Origin of the sequence: Marichromatium purpuratum 984 (assembly GCF_000224005.2) — a bacterium.
Lineage (GTDB): Bacteria > Pseudomonadota > Gammaproteobacteria > Chromatiales > Chromatiaceae > Marichromatium > Marichromatium purpuratum.
The window spans coordinates 1,692,146-1,708,081 of the sequence record NZ_CP007031.1 but is presented as its reverse complement, the minus strand read 5'-3'; the positions used below and the strand labels follow the sequence as shown (position 1 = coordinate 1,708,081).

Annotated in this window: 14 protein-coding genes; 13 read left to right on the top strand and 1 reads right to left on the bottom strand. The window is 68.4% G+C overall.

The features are described from left to right. Nucleotides 1-181: 181 nt before the first annotated feature. Nucleotides 182-2,782 (bottom strand): ATP-dependent chaperone ClpB, encoded by a 2,601-nt coding sequence (gene clpB / locus MARPU_RS07715; protein WP_025275196.1) that lies wholly within the window; start codon nucleotides 2,780-2,782, stop codon nucleotides 182-184. A gap of 144 nt (nucleotides 2,783-2,926) precedes the next feature. Here clpB and MARPU_RS07710 point away from each other — a divergent pair, with 144 nt between their 5' ends. The 13 genes from MARPU_RS07710 (at nucleotide 2,927) to MARPU_RS07650 (ending at nucleotide 15,930) form a co-directional block, all read left to right on the top strand. Continuing rightward, on the top strand, nucleotides 2,927-3,853 hold the full coding sequence (locus MARPU_RS07710; RefSeq protein WP_005223680.1) for a LysR substrate-binding domain-containing protein: 927 nt from the start codon (nucleotides 2,927-2,929) through the stop codon (nucleotides 3,851-3,853). Between the two features lie 239 nt (nucleotides 3,854-4,092). Beyond that, on the top strand, nucleotides 4,093-4,287 hold the full coding sequence (locus MARPU_RS07705) for a hypothetical protein (protein ID WP_005223681.1): 195 nt from the start codon (nucleotides 4,093-4,095) through the stop codon (nucleotides 4,285-4,287). Nucleotides 4,288-4,297: 10 nt separating this feature from the next. Further along, nucleotides 4,298-4,708, top strand: coding sequence for a hypothetical protein (locus MARPU_RS07700; protein WP_005223682.1), 411 nt, complete (start codon nucleotides 4,298-4,300; stop codon nucleotides 4,706-4,708). Nucleotides 4,709-4,723: 15 nt separating this feature from the next. Then, nucleotides 4,724-5,728, top strand: coding sequence for a TIGR00341 family protein (locus MARPU_RS07695; RefSeq protein ID WP_005223683.1), 1,005 nt, complete (start codon nucleotides 4,724-4,726; stop codon nucleotides 5,726-5,728). Nucleotides 5,729-6,040: 312 nt separating this feature from the next. Continuing rightward, a complete protein-coding gene (locus tag MARPU_RS07690; RefSeq protein WP_005223684.1) occupies nucleotides 6,041-7,621 on the top strand; it encodes a methyl-accepting chemotaxis protein in 1,581 nt (526 codons plus the stop codon). Nucleotides 7,622-7,631: 10 nt separating this feature from the next. Then, nucleotides 7,632-9,263, top strand: coding sequence for a methyl-accepting chemotaxis protein (locus MARPU_RS07685; protein WP_005223685.1), 1,632 nt, complete (start codon nucleotides 7,632-7,634; stop codon nucleotides 9,261-9,263). 95 nt (nucleotides 9,264-9,358) lie between these two features. Continuing rightward, nucleotides 9,359-9,676: a hypothetical protein gene (locus MARPU_RS07680; protein ID WP_005223686.1), complete on the top strand. Its 318-nt coding sequence runs from the start codon at nucleotides 9,359-9,361 to the stop codon at nucleotides 9,674-9,676. 9 nt (nucleotides 9,677-9,685) lie between these two features. After that, on the top strand, nucleotides 9,686-10,759 hold the full coding sequence (locus MARPU_RS07675; RefSeq protein WP_005223687.1) for a V0D/AC39 family V-type ATPase subunit: 1,074 nt from the start codon (nucleotides 9,686-9,688) through the stop codon (nucleotides 10,757-10,759). Next, nucleotides 10,759-12,645 (top strand): V-type ATP synthase subunit I, encoded by a 1,887-nt coding sequence (locus MARPU_RS07670; protein WP_005223688.1) that lies wholly within the window; start codon nucleotides 10,759-10,761, stop codon nucleotides 12,643-12,645. Before MARPU_RS07675 ends, MARPU_RS07670 begins: the two co-directional genes overlap by 1 nt. Nucleotides 12,646-12,678: 33 nt before the next feature. Further along, nucleotides 12,679-13,128: an ATP synthase subunit C gene (locus MARPU_RS07665; RefSeq protein WP_005223689.1), complete on the top strand. Its 450-nt coding sequence runs from the start codon at nucleotides 12,679-12,681 to the stop codon at nucleotides 13,126-13,128. A gap of 7 nt (nucleotides 13,129-13,135) precedes the next feature. Further along, entirely contained in the window at nucleotides 13,136-13,513 is a 378-nt protein-coding gene (locus MARPU_RS07660) for a V-type ATP synthase subunit F (RefSeq protein ID WP_005223690.1), read from the top strand. Beyond that, complete coding sequence (locus MARPU_RS07655; RefSeq protein ID WP_005223691.1) at nucleotides 13,497-14,138, top strand: V-type ATP synthase subunit E; 642 nt, start codon at nucleotides 13,497-13,499, stop codon at nucleotides 14,136-14,138. Before MARPU_RS07660 ends, MARPU_RS07655 begins: the two co-directional genes overlap by 17 nt. Then, nucleotides 14,131-15,930 carry a V-type ATP synthase subunit A gene (locus tag MARPU_RS07650; protein ID WP_005223692.1) on the top strand — a complete coding sequence of 600 codons (1,800 nt, stop codon included), beginning with the start codon at nucleotides 14,131-14,133 and terminating at the stop codon, nucleotides 15,928-15,930. Before MARPU_RS07655 ends, MARPU_RS07650 begins: the two co-directional genes overlap by 8 nt. The last annotated feature ends 6 nt before the right edge of the window (nucleotides 15,931-15,936 follow it).

Below are 15,936 nucleotides of genomic sequence, written 5' to 3'. Positions count from 1 at the left end.
GATGTGAGTGAGACCGAGACACAGCGCCTCGCCTCCTGTGCACAGCCCGCGCCGCCGGATGCGGCGTGATGATGCGCGACCATACAGCATACCGAGGTCGCCCGGCTATTGTCACAAAAGGACAAGGGGAATGGATGGCGCGCTCACCCCGCACAACGGGGCGAGCACGGGGACGGAGGGACTAGTCGAGCAGCTCGCCGGCGAGCACCCGCTCGAAGCGCAGGGCGCCGTCTGCCACCCCGACCTCGATCAGGTCTCCGGGCGCGAACTTGCCGGCGAGGATCTCTTGGGCCAGCGGGTTCTCGAGCTGGGCGCGGATCGCGCGTTTGAGCGGACGGGCGCCGTAGACCGGGTCGAACCCGGCCTCGCCGAGCAGATCGAGCGCCGCGTCGCCGACTTCGAGGCGCATCTCGCGATCGGCCAGGCGCCGCTGCAGATAGTCGAGCTGGATGCGCGCGATGGCGCGGATCTGCGTCTGCTGCAGCGGATGGAAGACGACGATCTCGTCGAGCCGGTTGATGAACTCGGGACGGAAGGCCTGACGCACCACCGCCATCACCGCCGTCTTCATCTCGGCATAGGCCGCCTCGCCGGCGTGCTGCTGGATGACCTCGGAGCCGAGGTTGGAGGTCATCACGATCACCGTGTTACGGAAGTCCACCGTCCGCCCCTGACCATCGGTGAGTCGCCCGTCGTCGAGTACCTGCAACAGCACGTTGAAGACGTCCGGGTGGGCCTTCTCCACCTCGTCGAGCAGGATCAGGCTGTAGGGGCGGCGGCGCACCGCCTCGGTGAGATAGCCGCCCTCGTCATAGCCGACATAGCCGGGCGGTGCCCCGATCAGCCGCGCCACCGAGTGCTTCTCCATGAACTCGGACATGTCGATGCGCACCATCGCCTCTTCGGTATCGAAGAGGAAGCTCGCCAGCGTCTTGCACAGCTCGGTCTTGCCGACGCCGGTGGGACCGAGGAAGAGGAAGGAGCCGATCGGGCGGGCCGGGTCGGAGAGCCCGGCGCGCGAACGGCGGATGGCGTCGCTGACCGCGCCCACCGCCTCGTCCTGACCGACCACCCGCCGGCCGATCTCCTGCTCCATACGCAGCAGCTTGTCGCGCTCGCCCTCGAGCATCCGCGACACCGGGATACCGGTCCAGCGCGAGACGATCTCGGCGATCTCCTCGTCGCCGACCTTGTTGCGCAGCAGCCGGTTGTCGCCCTGCTCGGTCCCGGCGGCGGCCGAAGCGAGCTGCTTCTCGAGCTCGGGGATGCGCCCGTACTGCAGCTCCGACATCCGCCCCAGGTCACCGGCACGGCGCGCCGTCTCCATCTCCACCCGGGCGCGATCGAGCGCCTCCTTGATGTGCGCGGTGCCGGCAACTGCCGCCTTCTCCGATTTCCAGACCTCGTCGAGATCGGCGAACTCGCGCTCGAGCCGACCGACCTCGTCCTCGAGATCGGCGAGACGCTTGCGCGAGGCCTCGTCGGACTCCTTCTTCAGCGCCTCGCGCTCGATCTTGAGCTGGATCAGCCGACGATCGAGGCGGTCCATCTCCTCGGGCATGGAGTCGATCTCCATGCGGATGTGCGAGGCGGCCTCGTCGACCAGGTCGATCGCCTTGTCGGGGAGCTGACGATCGGAGATGTAGCGATGCGACAGGGTCGCCGCAGCGACGATCGCCGGATCGGTGATCTCGACGGCGTGATGGACCTCGTAGCGCTCCTTGAGCCCGCGCAGGATGGCGATGGTGTCCTCGACATTGGGCTCGTCGACCAGCACCTTCTGGAAGCGCCGTTCGAGCGCCGCATCCTTCTCGACGTACTTGCGGTACTCGTCGAGGGTGGTGGCGCCGACACAGTGCAGCTCGCCGCGCGCCAGCGCCGGCTTGAGCATGTTGCCCGCGTCCATCGAGCCCTCGGCCTTGCCCGCGCCGACCATGGTGTGCAGCTCGTCGATGAAGAGGATGACGTTGCCCTCCTGACGGGCGATGTCGTTGAGCACCGCCTTGAGCCGCTCCTCGAACTCGCCGCGGAACTTGGCCCCGGCGATCAGCGCGGCCATGTCGAGCGAGAGCAGCCGCCTGGACTTCAGCCCCTCGGGCACCTCACCGTTGACGATGCGCTGCGCCAACCCCTCGACGATCGCAGTCTTGCCGACGCCGGGCTCGCCGATCAGCACCGGGTTGTTCTTGGTGCGCCGCTGCAGCACCTGCACGGTGCGGCGGATCTCGTCGTCGCGCCCGATCACCGGATCGAGCTTGCCCTGCTCGGCACGCTCGGTCAGATCGATGGTGTACTTCTCGAGCGCCTGACGCTGCTCCTCGGCATTGGGGTCATCGACCTTCTGGCCCCCTCGAACCGATTCGATCGCACGCTCCAGCGCCCCTTTCGAAGCGCCGGCCTCGCGCAACACCCGGCCCAGCTCGCCGCGGTCGTCGAGCGCGGCGAGCACGAACAGCTCGGAGGAGACATACTGGTCCTGGCGCTGCTGGGCGAGCTTGTCGGTCTGGTTGAGCAGTCGCCCCAGGTCGTTGCCGACATGGACCTCGCCACCGGCGCCCTCGACCACCGGCAACCGGTCGAGCAGCTCGCCGAGCGCCGAGCGCAGTTGATTGACGTTGACATCGGCGCGGGTGAGCAGGTGGCGTACCGTGCCCCCTTCCTGATCGAGCAACGCGATCAGCAGGTGGACCGGCTCGATGAACTGATGATCGCGACCGACCGCCAGGCTCTGGGCATCGGCCAGCGCGAGTTGGAACTTTGCCGTCAACTTGTCCATTCTCACGGTGAATTCTCCGGTTTTTTGTAAGTTATTGTCGAAGATTGGGTAGGCGCCGAATCGAATCAAGCCGTCCCCACCGCCCCCGGAATCGCCTCACGGCGCACATCATGGGTCCGAATCGAGTGCGATTTCCGCTATCATGGGCGGGTGAATCTACGTGACCTGAAATATATCCTCGCCGTCGCCGAGACGCGCCACTTCGGGCGCGCCGCCGAGCGTTGCTTCGTCAGTCAGCCGACGCTCAGCGGCCAGATCAAGAAGCTCGAGGACGAACTCGACGTGGTCATCTTCGAGCGCACCAACCGCTCGGTCGAGATCACCCCGGTCGGCGAGGAGATCCTCCATCACGCAAGACTGGCGCTGGAGCAGACCGCCGCCATCGAGCAGGTCGCGCACGCCCATCAGGATCCGCTGGCCGGACCGCTGCGCATCGGCGCCATCCCCACCATCAGCCCCTATCTGGTTCCCCTGCTGCTGCGTCCGCTGCGCGCGCGCTGTCCCAAGCTGCAGTTGGTGCTCTCCGAGGAGATCACCGATACCCTGCTCGCGCGCCTCGGCCACCACGAGATCGACGCCGCACTGCTCGCCACCCCGGTCGAGGACTCGGACCTCGCCACGATCGAGTTGTTCGACGAGCCCTTCTGGCTCGCCCATCCCACCGACCACCCGCTGCAGCAGCGCGCCGAGATCAGCGCTGCGGACCTGGAGTCGAGCGAGCTGCTGCTACTCGCCGACGGTCACTGCCTGGCCCATCAGGTGATGGAGGTCTGCCGACTGTCGCAGCGACCCAGCCAGGGCGAGATGGCCGATCTGCGCGCATCCAGCCTCGAGACCCTGCTGCAACTGGTCAGCGCCGGTTTCGGTTGCACCCTGGTGCCGGCCCTGGCGGTGCGCGAGACCTGGATGCGCGACCACGGCATCGTCTCGCGACAGCTGCACCTGCCTGATGCCTATCGGCGCATCTCGCTGGTCTACCGGCGCAGCTTCCCGCGCCGTCAGGTCCTCGAGCGCTTCGCCGAGGTCGTGCGCGACCAGCTCCCCAGCAGCGTCCACAGCCTCGGGACTGCCGCCTGAAACACGTTCGCAAGACAACGGACTGTCACTAGCAGAGTTGGTCGTGCGCCACAAAAGTATCTTTTTGACTGCATTGTTAAAAATCCACGACAATGCTATTTACGTCTTGATTGACAAGCACCCAGCCCAGAATCTTCAACTAGACTCGAAGATAAAGGGATCAAGATCCGGTCAATGGATACCACGTCGCCAAAAAGCCACACTCAAGCACGGATATTGCGATCCACCCAGGGGAGACCATGCACACCAAACAGACACAGGCATTGTGGGAGCTGCAGCGCCAGGGGCTGCCGGACATCGCCGAATCGGCTGCGCGCCACTGGAGCGAGGGGCGGCGCTACGAGCCCGATGAGGCGCTGCACATCCCGCGCTCGCTCGAGACCCTGATCGAACAGTGCAACTGGGAGATCGAAAGGGTCAGCGCTCCAGCCTGACCGCTTCGTGATGCACAGCGGACACCTGATCGTCGAGACCCACCCGGACCACCCCGGACTGGTGCGCCTGCAGGCCTGTGATCAACCGCCGCCGGTCACCTCGCAGCTGCGCTGCGCGATCCGCTTCGAGGACGTCGACACCGCTCGCATGCACGCACACCAGCGGTTGCGGCGCCGTCTGGTCGACGTCGACGCCGGACTCTACCGTGTCGATCCGATCACCGCCTGCGCTGCGATCGCGGCCATCGCCCTGCCCCATCGCCGGGTCATGATCGACCCCGCCGTGGAGTCTGACCCCGAACTGGCGACACTGATCGCCCGCTACCGCGCCCACAACCGCCGGGTCGACCTGGTGTTCAACACCATCGGCGCCTTCGCCCTGCTGCTGTTGCTGGCGCTCGGCATCCTGAGCGGACCCTGAGGAGAGAGCAGCGCGATGCGCATCGTCGAGGTCATCGCCGACGCCAGGCACACCAAGACGCTGCTCGGCATGGCCGGCTTCTATGGCGCCGAGGACGCCTGGTGCGGCGAGGCCGGCGAAGATGGTCGACGCGCCGTGCGCATGCTCGTCGACGACCAGTCACGCCAAGCGCTGACCGACTCGCTGCAGGACCTCTTCAAGGCCGATGCTGCCGCGCGCATCGTCATCCAACCGGTCGACACCGTGCTCACCCGCGACACCCCGCGACGCCAGGACGAGGCGTTGCGCCGGGCGCGGGCGATCGCCGCCACGCGCGAGGAACTCTACAGCGAGATCGTCAAGGGCGCACGGCTCGACACCAATCACCTGGTGCTCACCGCGCTCTCGACCCTGGTCGCGGCCATCGGTCTTCTCGAGAACAATGTCGCGGTGGTGATCGGCGCGATGGTCATCGCCCCGCTGCTCGGTCCCAACATCGCCCTGGCCTTTGCCACCTCGCTCGGCGATCGCGCCCTGGTGTGGCAGGCGCTGCGTACCAATGTCGCCGGATTGGGGCTGTCGTTGCTGCTCGCCGTCGCCATCGGCCTGATCTGGCAGGTCGACTTCTCGCTCAACGAACTGGCCACCCGTACCGACGTCGGTCTCGCCGGGGTCGTGCTGGCGCTCGCCTCGGGCGCCGCGGCGGTGCTCTCGCTCACCTCCGGGCTGTCCTCGACCCTGGTCGGGGTGATGGTCGCCGTCGCCCTGCTGCCGCCGACGGCAACCATCGGACTCGCCCTCGGCAACGCCCGCTGGGACCTCGCGCTCGGCGCCCTGCTGCTGCTCGCCGTCAACATCGTCTGCGTCCTGCTCGCCGCCAAGCTGGTCTTCCTGTTCAAGGGTGTGCGCCCGCGCACCTGGACCGAGCGCAACCGCGCACGTCAGTCGATGCGACTCTATCTGGCGCTCTGGGCGCTGCTGCTCGCCGTCCTGATCACCGTCATCCTGCTGCGCTCCGGCACGCTCGCCCCCCTCTATTGAGCCGCCCCACCCTCACCGTGCACGGACAGCGCCGATCGCGCATCGCTCGACGAGTCGTGTCATTATTGCGCTGCCGATTCGGGCACGCGTGTCCCTCATGCCCGGGGGCCAGGACGGCGCCACAGCACGGGATCGATGTGAACGTGATCGCAAACCAGCAGGCAAGGGGTAACTCTCCCCGCCTGCCAGGTCGAGATCGCAGACCGGGAGCACAATGTTTACCGAGATATGCTCGGCACTGCGACTGGCCAAAGCACCAGCGGTCCCGACCCCACGCTAACCGAGGGCTGTGTACTCCAGGAAATTCCCCGCATGAAAAAGAACTATCCAGTGACGCAACAGGAGGTGTCCTTCCCGGACGACACCAATATCCTGTCGACCACCGATCTGAAGGGCGCCATCACCTATGTCAACGACCACTTCGTCGACATCTCCGGTTTCACCGAGGACGAACTGATCGGGCGTAACCACAACTTGGTACGCCATCCCGACATGCCGCCGGCGGCCTTTGCCGACCTGTGGCGGACGCTGAAGTCCGGGCGCCCCTGGATGGGCTTGATCAAGAACCGCTGCAAGAACGGCGACCACTACTGGGTGAGTGCTTATGTCACCCCGATCACCCACGACGGCGCCATCACCGAGTACCAGTCGGTGCGCACCAAGCCGAGCCGCGCCAGGGTCGAGCAAGCCGAGCGTTTCTACGCCGAGTTGATGCGTGATCGGCGTCCCTGGCGCTGGCGTCTGGGCATGACCCGGTCGCGCTGGCGGTTGCTCGGTACCATCGCACTGCTCGGTGCCGTTGTACTCGCCGCCGCCCCGTTGCTCGGACTCGGCACGCTCCAGGCCGCACCGCCGGTGCTGGTGTTCACCTTGACGGCGATGGTCCTGGCCTGGATCGAGACGCGTCCGCTCGCCACCATCGCTGCCCAGGCGCGCATGGTGGCCGACAATCCCATCAGTCAGTACGCCTATACCCAGCGTCGCGACGAGTACGGCGCGGCCGAGTTCGCCCTGCGCATGCTCGAAGCCGAGAGCGGCGCGGCGGTGGGACGCGTCGATGACTCGGCGGCGCGACTGCTGCGCGAGGCCGAACACATGGTCGAGGCCGTGGAGTCGGCGCGCGGCGCGATCCTCCAGCAGCAGTCGGAGACCGATCAGGTGGCCACCGCCATCGAGGAGATGACTGCCAGCGTGCGCGAGGTCGCGCAAAGCGCCCAGCAAACCGCCGACACCGCCCACGAAGCCGATGCCAACGCCTCCAACGGCGGCGAGGTAGTGGGCGCCACCGGCGGTTCGATCGGGCGGCTCGCCGAGGAGATCGAGCAGGCCGCTGCGGTGATCCACACCCTCGAGCAGCACAGCGGCGAGATCAGCGCCGTGCTCGACGTCATCCGCGGCATCGCCGAGCAGACCAACCTGCTCGCGCTCAACGCCGCGATCGAGGCAGCGCGCGCCGGCGAGGCCGGGCGTGGTTTCGCGGTGGTCGCCGACGAGGTGCGCAACCTCGCCAACCGCACCCAGCAGTCGACCACCGAGATCCAGGCGATGATCGAGAAGCTGCAGGCCGGTACCCGCTCGTCGGTCGAGGTCATGGGCAACAGTCGCGCTCAGGCCGAGCAGAGCGTCGTCCAGGCGCGCGAGGCCGGCGAGGCACTCGAGCGTATCACCAGCGGCATCCAGTCGATCACCGACATGAGCACCCAGATCGCCACCGCCGTCGAGGAGCAGAGCGCGGTCAGCGAGGAGATCAGCCGCAGCATCACCGATATCCGTCAAGGCGCGGACCAGACCGCCGCCGGCAGCCATGCCATCGGGCAGGCCTCCAGCCGGGTCGTCGAACTCTCCAGCGAGCTACGCACCCTGGCACGGCAATTCTGGGAACATCGGCGTTGAGGACTCCAAGATGAAAACCAACCTCCCCGTCACCGGCAAGGAACGCTCCTTCGCCGAGACCGACAACATCATGTCGACCACCGACCTCAAGGGCATCGTCACCGATGTCAACGAGACCTTCGTCGAGATCAGCGGCTTCGATCGCGACGAGCTGGTCGGCTTCAATCACAACGTGGTGCGTCACCCCGACATGCCACCGGCGGCCTTCGCCCAGCTGTGGCAGACCATCAAGTCAGGGCGCCCCTGGATGGGCCTGGTCAAGAACCGCTGCAAGAACGGCGATCACTACTGGGTCGACGCCTTCGTCAACCCGATCATGCGCGATGGCAAGGTGTTCGAGTACCAGTCGGTGCGTATCCGCCCGGCGCGCGACCTGGTCGACAAGGCCGAGCGACTCTATGCCGGGATCCGCGCCGGACGCCTGCCGCTGGCGCTGCGTCTGCCACGGTTCTCGGCGTTCTGGCGATTGACCGCGTGGCTGGTGCTCGCCGCGCTCCTGGCTTTCGCCACCCTGCCGTTGAGCAACCTGCCGCTGGCCCCGGGACTCGGCCTGATCGCACTGCTGCTGGTCGCCGGTACCCTGATCGCATGGCTCCAGACCCGCCCGCTGGCGCGCCTCGACGCGCGGGCACGCCAGGTCATCGACGACCCCACCGCACAGTACCTCTATACCGGCAACAACACCGAGTACGGTGCCATCACCCTGGCGATGCGCATGCTGCGCACCGAGAGCCGCTCGGCGGCGGTGCGGATCTCCGATAACGCGGCCAAGCTCTCGCGTCAGGCCGAGGCCGCAGTCGAGACCATCACCGAGCTGCGCGCGGCCATCCTCAATCAGCAGTCGCAGACCGATCTGGTGGCCACCGCCATCGAGGAGATGAGCGCCACCGTGCGCGAGGTCGCGCGCAACGCTCAGCACACCGCCGACAGCGCCGACACCGCTGACAGCGCTGCGCGCGACGGCAAGCGTGTCACCATCGACACCCGCGAGGCCATCGCACGCCTCTCCGACGAGGTCGAAAACGCCGCTGCGGTGATCCACACCCTCGAGCAGCACAGCGATGAGATCAGCGCCGTGCTCGACGTCATCCGCGGCATCGCCGAGCAGACCAACCTGCTCGCGCTCAACGCCGCGATCGAAGCGGCCCGCGCCGGCGAAGCCGGGCGCGGCTTCGCGGTGGTCGCCGACGAGGTGCGCAACCTCGCCAACCGCACCCAGCAATCGACCACCGAGATCCAGACGATGATCGAGAAGTTGCAGGCCGGCGCGCGCGCCTCGGTCGAGGTGATGCACGGCAGCCGCGCCCAGGCCGAGCAGAGCGTCACCCAGGCGCGCGAGGCCGGTGGCGCGCTCGAGTCGATCGCCGCCAGCGTGCAGCAGATCACCGACATGACCACCCAGATCGCCACCGCCGTCGAGGAACAGAGTGCGGTCAGCGAGGAAATCAACCGCAGCGTCACCAATATCCGCCAGTCGGCCGACGGTAACGCCACGACCACCGGCGAGATCGAGCATACCGCCGAGATGCTGGCCACCCTCGCCGAGGAGCTGCGGGTGCTCGCCGAGCAGTTCTGGAGTCATCGGATCTGCATGACCGACGAGGTCCGTCTGAACGGCTCGGCGGGCGGGCAGCGCGGCTGACCTGGCGCAAGACGCCGACGATGGTCCGCGCCATCGCCGGCGTCTTTCGCGTAAGCTAGGGTCGCGAATGCCCAGACCAACCGAGAGCGCGACCGATGGATGACACCCTCAAGCGACTGCTCGATGTCGAGATGCGGGCCGAGCGGCTCGCCCAGCAGGCCGAGACCGAACAGGGACGGATCGTCGACCAGGCGATGGCCGAGGTCCACGCCGAGCAGGCGCGCTTCACCGCCCGGATCCCGGAACTGCGCCAGGGCTTCATCGCCAAGGCCGGCGAGCGCGCCGAACAGAGCATCGCCCAGCTGCGACGCCGTTATGACGAGCGTCACGTCCACCTGCGCGATCAGGCCGAGCAGCGCGAGACAGAGGCACTCGAAGCCGCTTTCCAGGTCCTGATCGACACCAGCCGCTGACCCCGCGTCATGGCCGATGCCGATCACGCCTATCTCGACGCCCGGGTCTCGATGATGGCCACAGGGCTGCATGACCCCGACACCATTGATCGACTCGCCACCCTGCCGCTGAGCGCCCTGGTCGACCAGCTCGGGCTCGACGCCCTGCTCGACGCCGCACCGTCGCCGCGCGCGCGCAGCCGCGCCATCGAGCAGGCGCTGGTCCACCAGCTGCTCGCCGAGCTGCAGGTGCTGATCCGACCACTGCAGGGCGACGAGCGCGAGCTGATGCTCGCCTGGGGGCGCAAGTACGCGCTCTACAACCTCAAGACCCTGCTGCGCGGCAAGCTCCATGCGCTCGAGGCCGAGACCATCGCCGAGCAACTGTTCGACCTGCCCGCCCCGATCCGACTGCCGATCCATACCCTGTTCCGCGCCGAGAGCGTCGAGGAGCTGCTGCGCCAGCTCGAGACCGGTCCCTACCGCCAGATCGCCCGCCAGGCACGCGAGGTCTATGCCCGGCGCCGCGAATCCTTCGCCCTCGAGGCGGCAATCGACCAGCACTACTACCTCGGGCTGGCGCGCCACGTCCGCACCTTCGGCGCACCGCACGGCACCGCGCTCAGACGCCTGATCGGCGCCGCGCTCGACCGCGTCGACCTGCTGTGGCTGCTGCGCTTCCGGCTCTGCTACGGACTCTCACCCTCCGAGACCTTCTACTGGCTGGTGCCCTCGACCGGACTGCTCGGACGCGAGCGACTGCTGCGCCTGGTCGCGCTCGACGGGCTCGAGCCGGTCATCGAGGCCCTGCCCGCGCCGCTCGCCGGTCAGCTCGCCGGCAGCGACGACATCGCCGAGGTGCAGCGACGCGTCAACATCCACAGCGCCACCATCGCCCGCGCCCTGCTCGCCCACGGCGACTCGGCGCCAGCACGCGCGCTGGCCTATCTGATGCTGCGCGAGACCGACCTGCTGAGGCTGTTCGCCATCATCCAGGGGCGTCTGCTCGGTCTCGCCCAGCACACCATCGACGCAGCGCTCGAGCGTGCGCCCTCGGGCTGTACCTGGCGCGCCGCGGCCTGTGCCCGGCGGGAGGAGGCCTGATGCTCTCGCCCACGGCGATGAAACACGTCCGCCTGCTGGTCCTCGCCGAGGACCTGCCCGCCGCCTCGCTCGCGCTCGCCGAGACCGGTCACTTCCACCCCGACGCGCGCGACCCGGACGAGGCGCGCCTCGGCACCGCCCCGGCACGCGACTATCGCCGCCATCACGAACGTGCCCGACAGCGGCTCGACAAGCTCGCCAAGCTGCTCGACCTCGCGCTGCCGCAGCACATCGACCGGCCTCGGGTGATCGAGCCCGAGTCCCTGGCCGTGCTCGATCAGTGGCTCGGCGAGCTGTGGCAGACCGCCTCGGCCCACGCCGAGCGCCTGCGCCAGCTCGACGACGAGGCGCGACTGGTCGCCGAGCACCAGGCCGCGCTCGCCAACTTCGCCGCGCTCGACATCGATCTGGCGGTGCTGCGCAACAACACCCGCTTCCTCGACATCCATGTCGGCATGTTGCCGCGCGAGAACCTCGCCCAGCTCGGCGGTGCGCTCGGACTCGCCCACTATCTGGTCCACGTCTACATGCAGCGTGGCGACCAGACCCATGTGGTGATCGTCGGTCCCAGCGATGCCGCTCCAGAATCTTTGCCTCAGGTGCTCGCCGCCGCCGGCTTCCAGGCGCTGCCGATCCCGGTCGAACTCGATCGCGAACCGGCGCGGGTACGCCAGCAGCTCGAGACGCGCAGCGCCGACATCGCCCGACGCCGCGCCGCGCTCGAACGCGAGCTTGCCGAGTGGGGCGCCGACCATCGCGAGCAGCTGCTCGCCGCGCAGCAGACCCTGCTGCTCGCCGCCCCGCTGATCGCGCTCGACCCGGCGCTGCGCGCCAGCGGACCGCTCGCCCATCTCGCCGGCTGGGTACCGGCGCGCGCGGTCGAGGATCTCGCGCGACAACTACACCAAAGGCTCTCACACCCTTTCGATCTGAGTACGCGCGCCCCACGCACCGACGAACATCGACTGGTGCCCACGGCGCTCACCCGCAACCGGCTACTCAGCCCCTTCGCCACCCTGGTCGGTCAGTACGGCATCCCCGAGTACGGCGAGGTCGACCCTACGCCGCTGTTCGCCGTCACCTTCCTGCTGATGTTCGGCAGCATGTTCGGCGACCTCGGTCAGGGCGCGGTGATCGCGCTCGCCGCCTGGCTGCTGCGCCGACGGCTCGGGCGCTTCTGGCCCTTCGGACTGCTCGCCGGGTTGTCGTCGATGGTCTTCGGACTGGTCTTCGGCAGCGTCTTCGGCAACGAGCACCTGATCCCGGCGCTGTGGATGAGCCCGCTCACCGATCCGCTGCGGATGCTCACCCTGGCGCTCCTCTGGGGGGTGGGGTTCATCACCCTCGCCTGTGCGCTGGCGATCTACAACCGGGTGGCCGTCGGGCGCTGGCGCGACGCCGTGCTCGGGCATCACGGTGCGGTCAATCTGGTGTTCTATCTCGCGCTGGTCGGCGCCGGGGTCGGACTCGCCGAGGACGGCGCCCTCGCCCCCTGGCCGGCGACCATCGCCGGGCTCGCCCTCGCCACCCTGGCCTGGGCGAGCTGGCGCGAGCAACAGGGCCCGCTGATCGAGCGCGCGCTGGTGGTCTTCATCGCCACCCTGGAGACGGTGATCGGCTATGTCTCCAACACCCTCTCCTTCCTCCGCGTCGCCGCCTTCGGGCTCAACCATGTCGCGCTCGCCATCGCCGTCTACACCCTCGCCGGGATGCTCGGCGAGGTCGGTCACCTCATCACCCTGGTCCTCGGCAACCTCTTCATCATCGTGCTCGAGGGCGGGATCGTGATGATCCAGGTGATGCGACTGCAGTACTACGAGGGGTTCTCGCGTTATTTCTCCGGGGACGGACACGCCTTCGCGCCACTGCGCCTGCCGCGTGACTGACCCCGGCACCATCCACCATATCAGGAGCGTCACATGTATTGGCTCGTCGCCCTCATGACCCTGGCCATCCTCGGCCTGATCCTCACCGGACTGGTGCTGGAGCTGCGCCCCCGCGCCAGCGCCCGGCTCCGTGACTGGTTCCGCCCGGCGCTCGGCACCCAGCTGGTGGTCTTCGTCGGCGCCCAGCTCGGGCTGCTCGTGCTCGGGCTCAACGACGCCCTGGCCGCCACCGAGACCCTCGCCGAGACCGCCGCGCCCGAGATCAGCCTCGGCATGGGGCTGGCGATCATCGGTGCCGGTATCCCCACCGCGATCTCGACCATCGGCGCCGGCATCGCCGTCGGCCCGATCGGCGCGGCCTCGCTGGCGGCGATCACCGAGAAGCCGGAGAACCTCGGGCGCACCCTGATCTATCTCGGTCTGGCCGAGGGCATCGCCATCTACGGGCTGGTGGTCTCGATCCTGCTCATCAACAAGATCTGAGCGCGGCATGGACACCCCCAGCACCGAGACCGCCACCCCGGCGCGGCTCGTGTTCATCGGTGACGAGCGGCTCGCCGACGGCTTCCGGTTGATCGGCTTCGAGGCCCACGAGAACCCCGCCCCGGAGACCGTCGAGCGCCTGCTGCGCGGGCTGCTGCGCGCGCGGGCCAAGGCGCTGGTGGTGGTCGACGACGCGCTGATGGCCGCGGACATCCCCAGCCTGCAGCGCATCCGCCGCGAGGGCGGACGCATCGTGGTGGTCGCGGTGCCCGCGCTCGGCGCCGAGCCACCGCGTCTGTCCAGCGCGGTGGCCGATCGGCTCGATGCGCTGTTCGGCGCAGCGCCGGACGACGAGACGGAGCAACGACATGACCCAGGTCGATGAACTCGAACAGGCGATCCTCGCGCGCGCCGAGCGCCTCGCCGCCGAGTACCGGGCGCGCGCCGCCAGCCGTCGCGACACCATCCTGCGCGAGGCCGCCGAGCGGCTGCGCGCGCGCGAGCAACACGAGGAGCAGGTCGCCCGCGCCCTGGCCGAACGCAGCTTCCGCCAACAGGTCCAGGCCAGCGAGCTGAAGCTCCAGACCCATCTCGACCGGGTGCGCTGGAACCTGATGCAGGCCGTCGAGCGCGGCCTCGAGGAGCGGATGCGCGCCTTCATCGCCGAGCGCGACACCTATGGCGACTGGCTCGCGACGCTGATCGTGCGCGATGCCGGGCTGATCGAGCAGCCGCGGCTGCGCGTCGAGGCCAACGCCCACGACCTGGTGCTGCTGCGCGAGCGCTGGGCGGCGATCCTCGAGGCGCTACCCGAGGGGCGCGAGGCCGAGCTGGTCGAGGAGCCGATCACCGCCCTCGGCGGGGTGCGGGTCAGCGACGCCGAGGGGCGGGTGCGGATCGACGACACCCATGCCGGTCGGCTCGAACGGCTGCGCCCCGAGATCCAGCGCGTGATCCTCGAACGCCTGCTCCCCAACGGGCTCGATACCGCCAACCTGTTCAATGGATGATGCCGTGAAAGACGCCAACAGAACCGGCCGGATGCGTGACATCAACGGCCCCATCGTCACCATCGAACTGCCCGGCGCGCGCAGCGGGGAGCAGGTCAAGCTCGGCGAACTCGGGCTGCTCGGCGAGGTGATCTCGCTGCGTGGCGGCGATGCCATCGTCCAGACCTACGAATCGACCGACGGGCTGCGTCCCGGCGAGCCGGTGCGCGGACTCGGCCGACCGCTCTCGGTCGAACTCGGCCCCGGGCTGCTCGGCGGCATCTTCGACGGCGTGCAGCGACCGCTCGAGGCGATCGCCCTGGCCTCGGGCGATCACATCCGCCGCGGCATCGACCTCAACGCCCTCGACCGTGCCCGCGAGTGGCGCTTCACCCCCAATCCGGCGCTCGAACCCGGCGCCCGGATCGGCGGCGGCACCCTGCTCGGCACCGTCCCGGAGACGGCCACCATCGAGCATCGCGTACTGGTGCCACCCGGTATCGAGGGCGAGCTGGAGGAGATCGCCCCGGCCGGCGACTACGACCTCGAGGCGACCATCGCCCGGGTGCGCGACGCCCACGGCGCCAGCCGCAGGCTCGGGCTCTATCACCGCTGGCCGGTGCGCCAGCCGCGCCCCTACCGGCGCCGCGACGATGGCGTCGCGCCGTTGATCACCGGACAGCGGGTGATCGACACCTTCTTCCCCCAGCTCAAGGGCGGCAAGGGCGCGGTCCCCGGCCCCTTCGGCGCGGGCAAGACCGTGGTGCAGCAGCAGATCGCGCGCTGGTCGAACGCCGACATCGTCATCTATGTCGGCTGCGGCGAGCGCGGCAACGAACTGGTCGACGTGCTCGAGACCTTCCCCCAGCTCGACGACCCCTACACCGGGCGCAAGCTGATGGAGCGCACCCTGCTGGTGGCCAACACCTCCAACATGCCGGTGGTGGCGCGCGAGGCCTCGGTCTATGTCGGCCTGACCATGGCCGAGTACTACCGCGACATGGGCTACGACGTGGTGATGCTGGCCGACTCCACCAGCCGCTGGGCCGAGGCGTTGCGCGAGGTCTCCGGGCGGCTCGGACAGATGCCGGTCGAGGAAGGCTACCCCGCCTATCTCGCCTCGCGTCTGGCCGCGCTCTACGAGCGTGCCGGGCGGGTCGAGACCTTCGCCGGGGCCTCCGGCTCGGTCACCCTGATCGGCGCGGTCTCGCCGCCGGGCGGCGACTTCTCCGAGCCCGTGACCAGCCACACCAAGGACATCGTCGAGACCTTCTGGGCGCTCTCCAAGGAGCTGGCCGACGCCCGTCACTACCCCTCGATCGACTGGGTCGGCAGCTTCTCCGGGCATGTCCACACCGCAGCCGAGTGGTGGCACCAGGAGATCGACCCGAACTGGGAGCAACGCCGCACCGCCGCCCTCGCCCTCCTCGCCCGCGACGCCGAACTCTCGCGCATCGTCAACCTGGTCGGCCCCGAGGCCCTCTCCGACCCCCAGCGCTGGGAGCTGGAAGGCGCCGCGCTCATCAAGGAAGGCGTGCTGCAGCAGAGCGCGCTCGACGACATCGACACCTTCTGCTCCCCGGCCAAGCAATTCGCCCTGCTGGATCTGGCCATCGAGATCTACCGCAGCGGCGAATCGCTGATTCGACTCGGCGTGCCGGTCTCGGAACTGCAGAACCTACCGCTATTGGCCAAGATGCGCAGGATCAAGTCGCTGTATTCGAGCGAGGAACTGGATCGGATACAGGGGTTTCGGGATGAAGTGGAGGAGGCGATGGAGGGGGTTCGGGGTGAGTATGCGAAGCAGGATTGAGGAGCA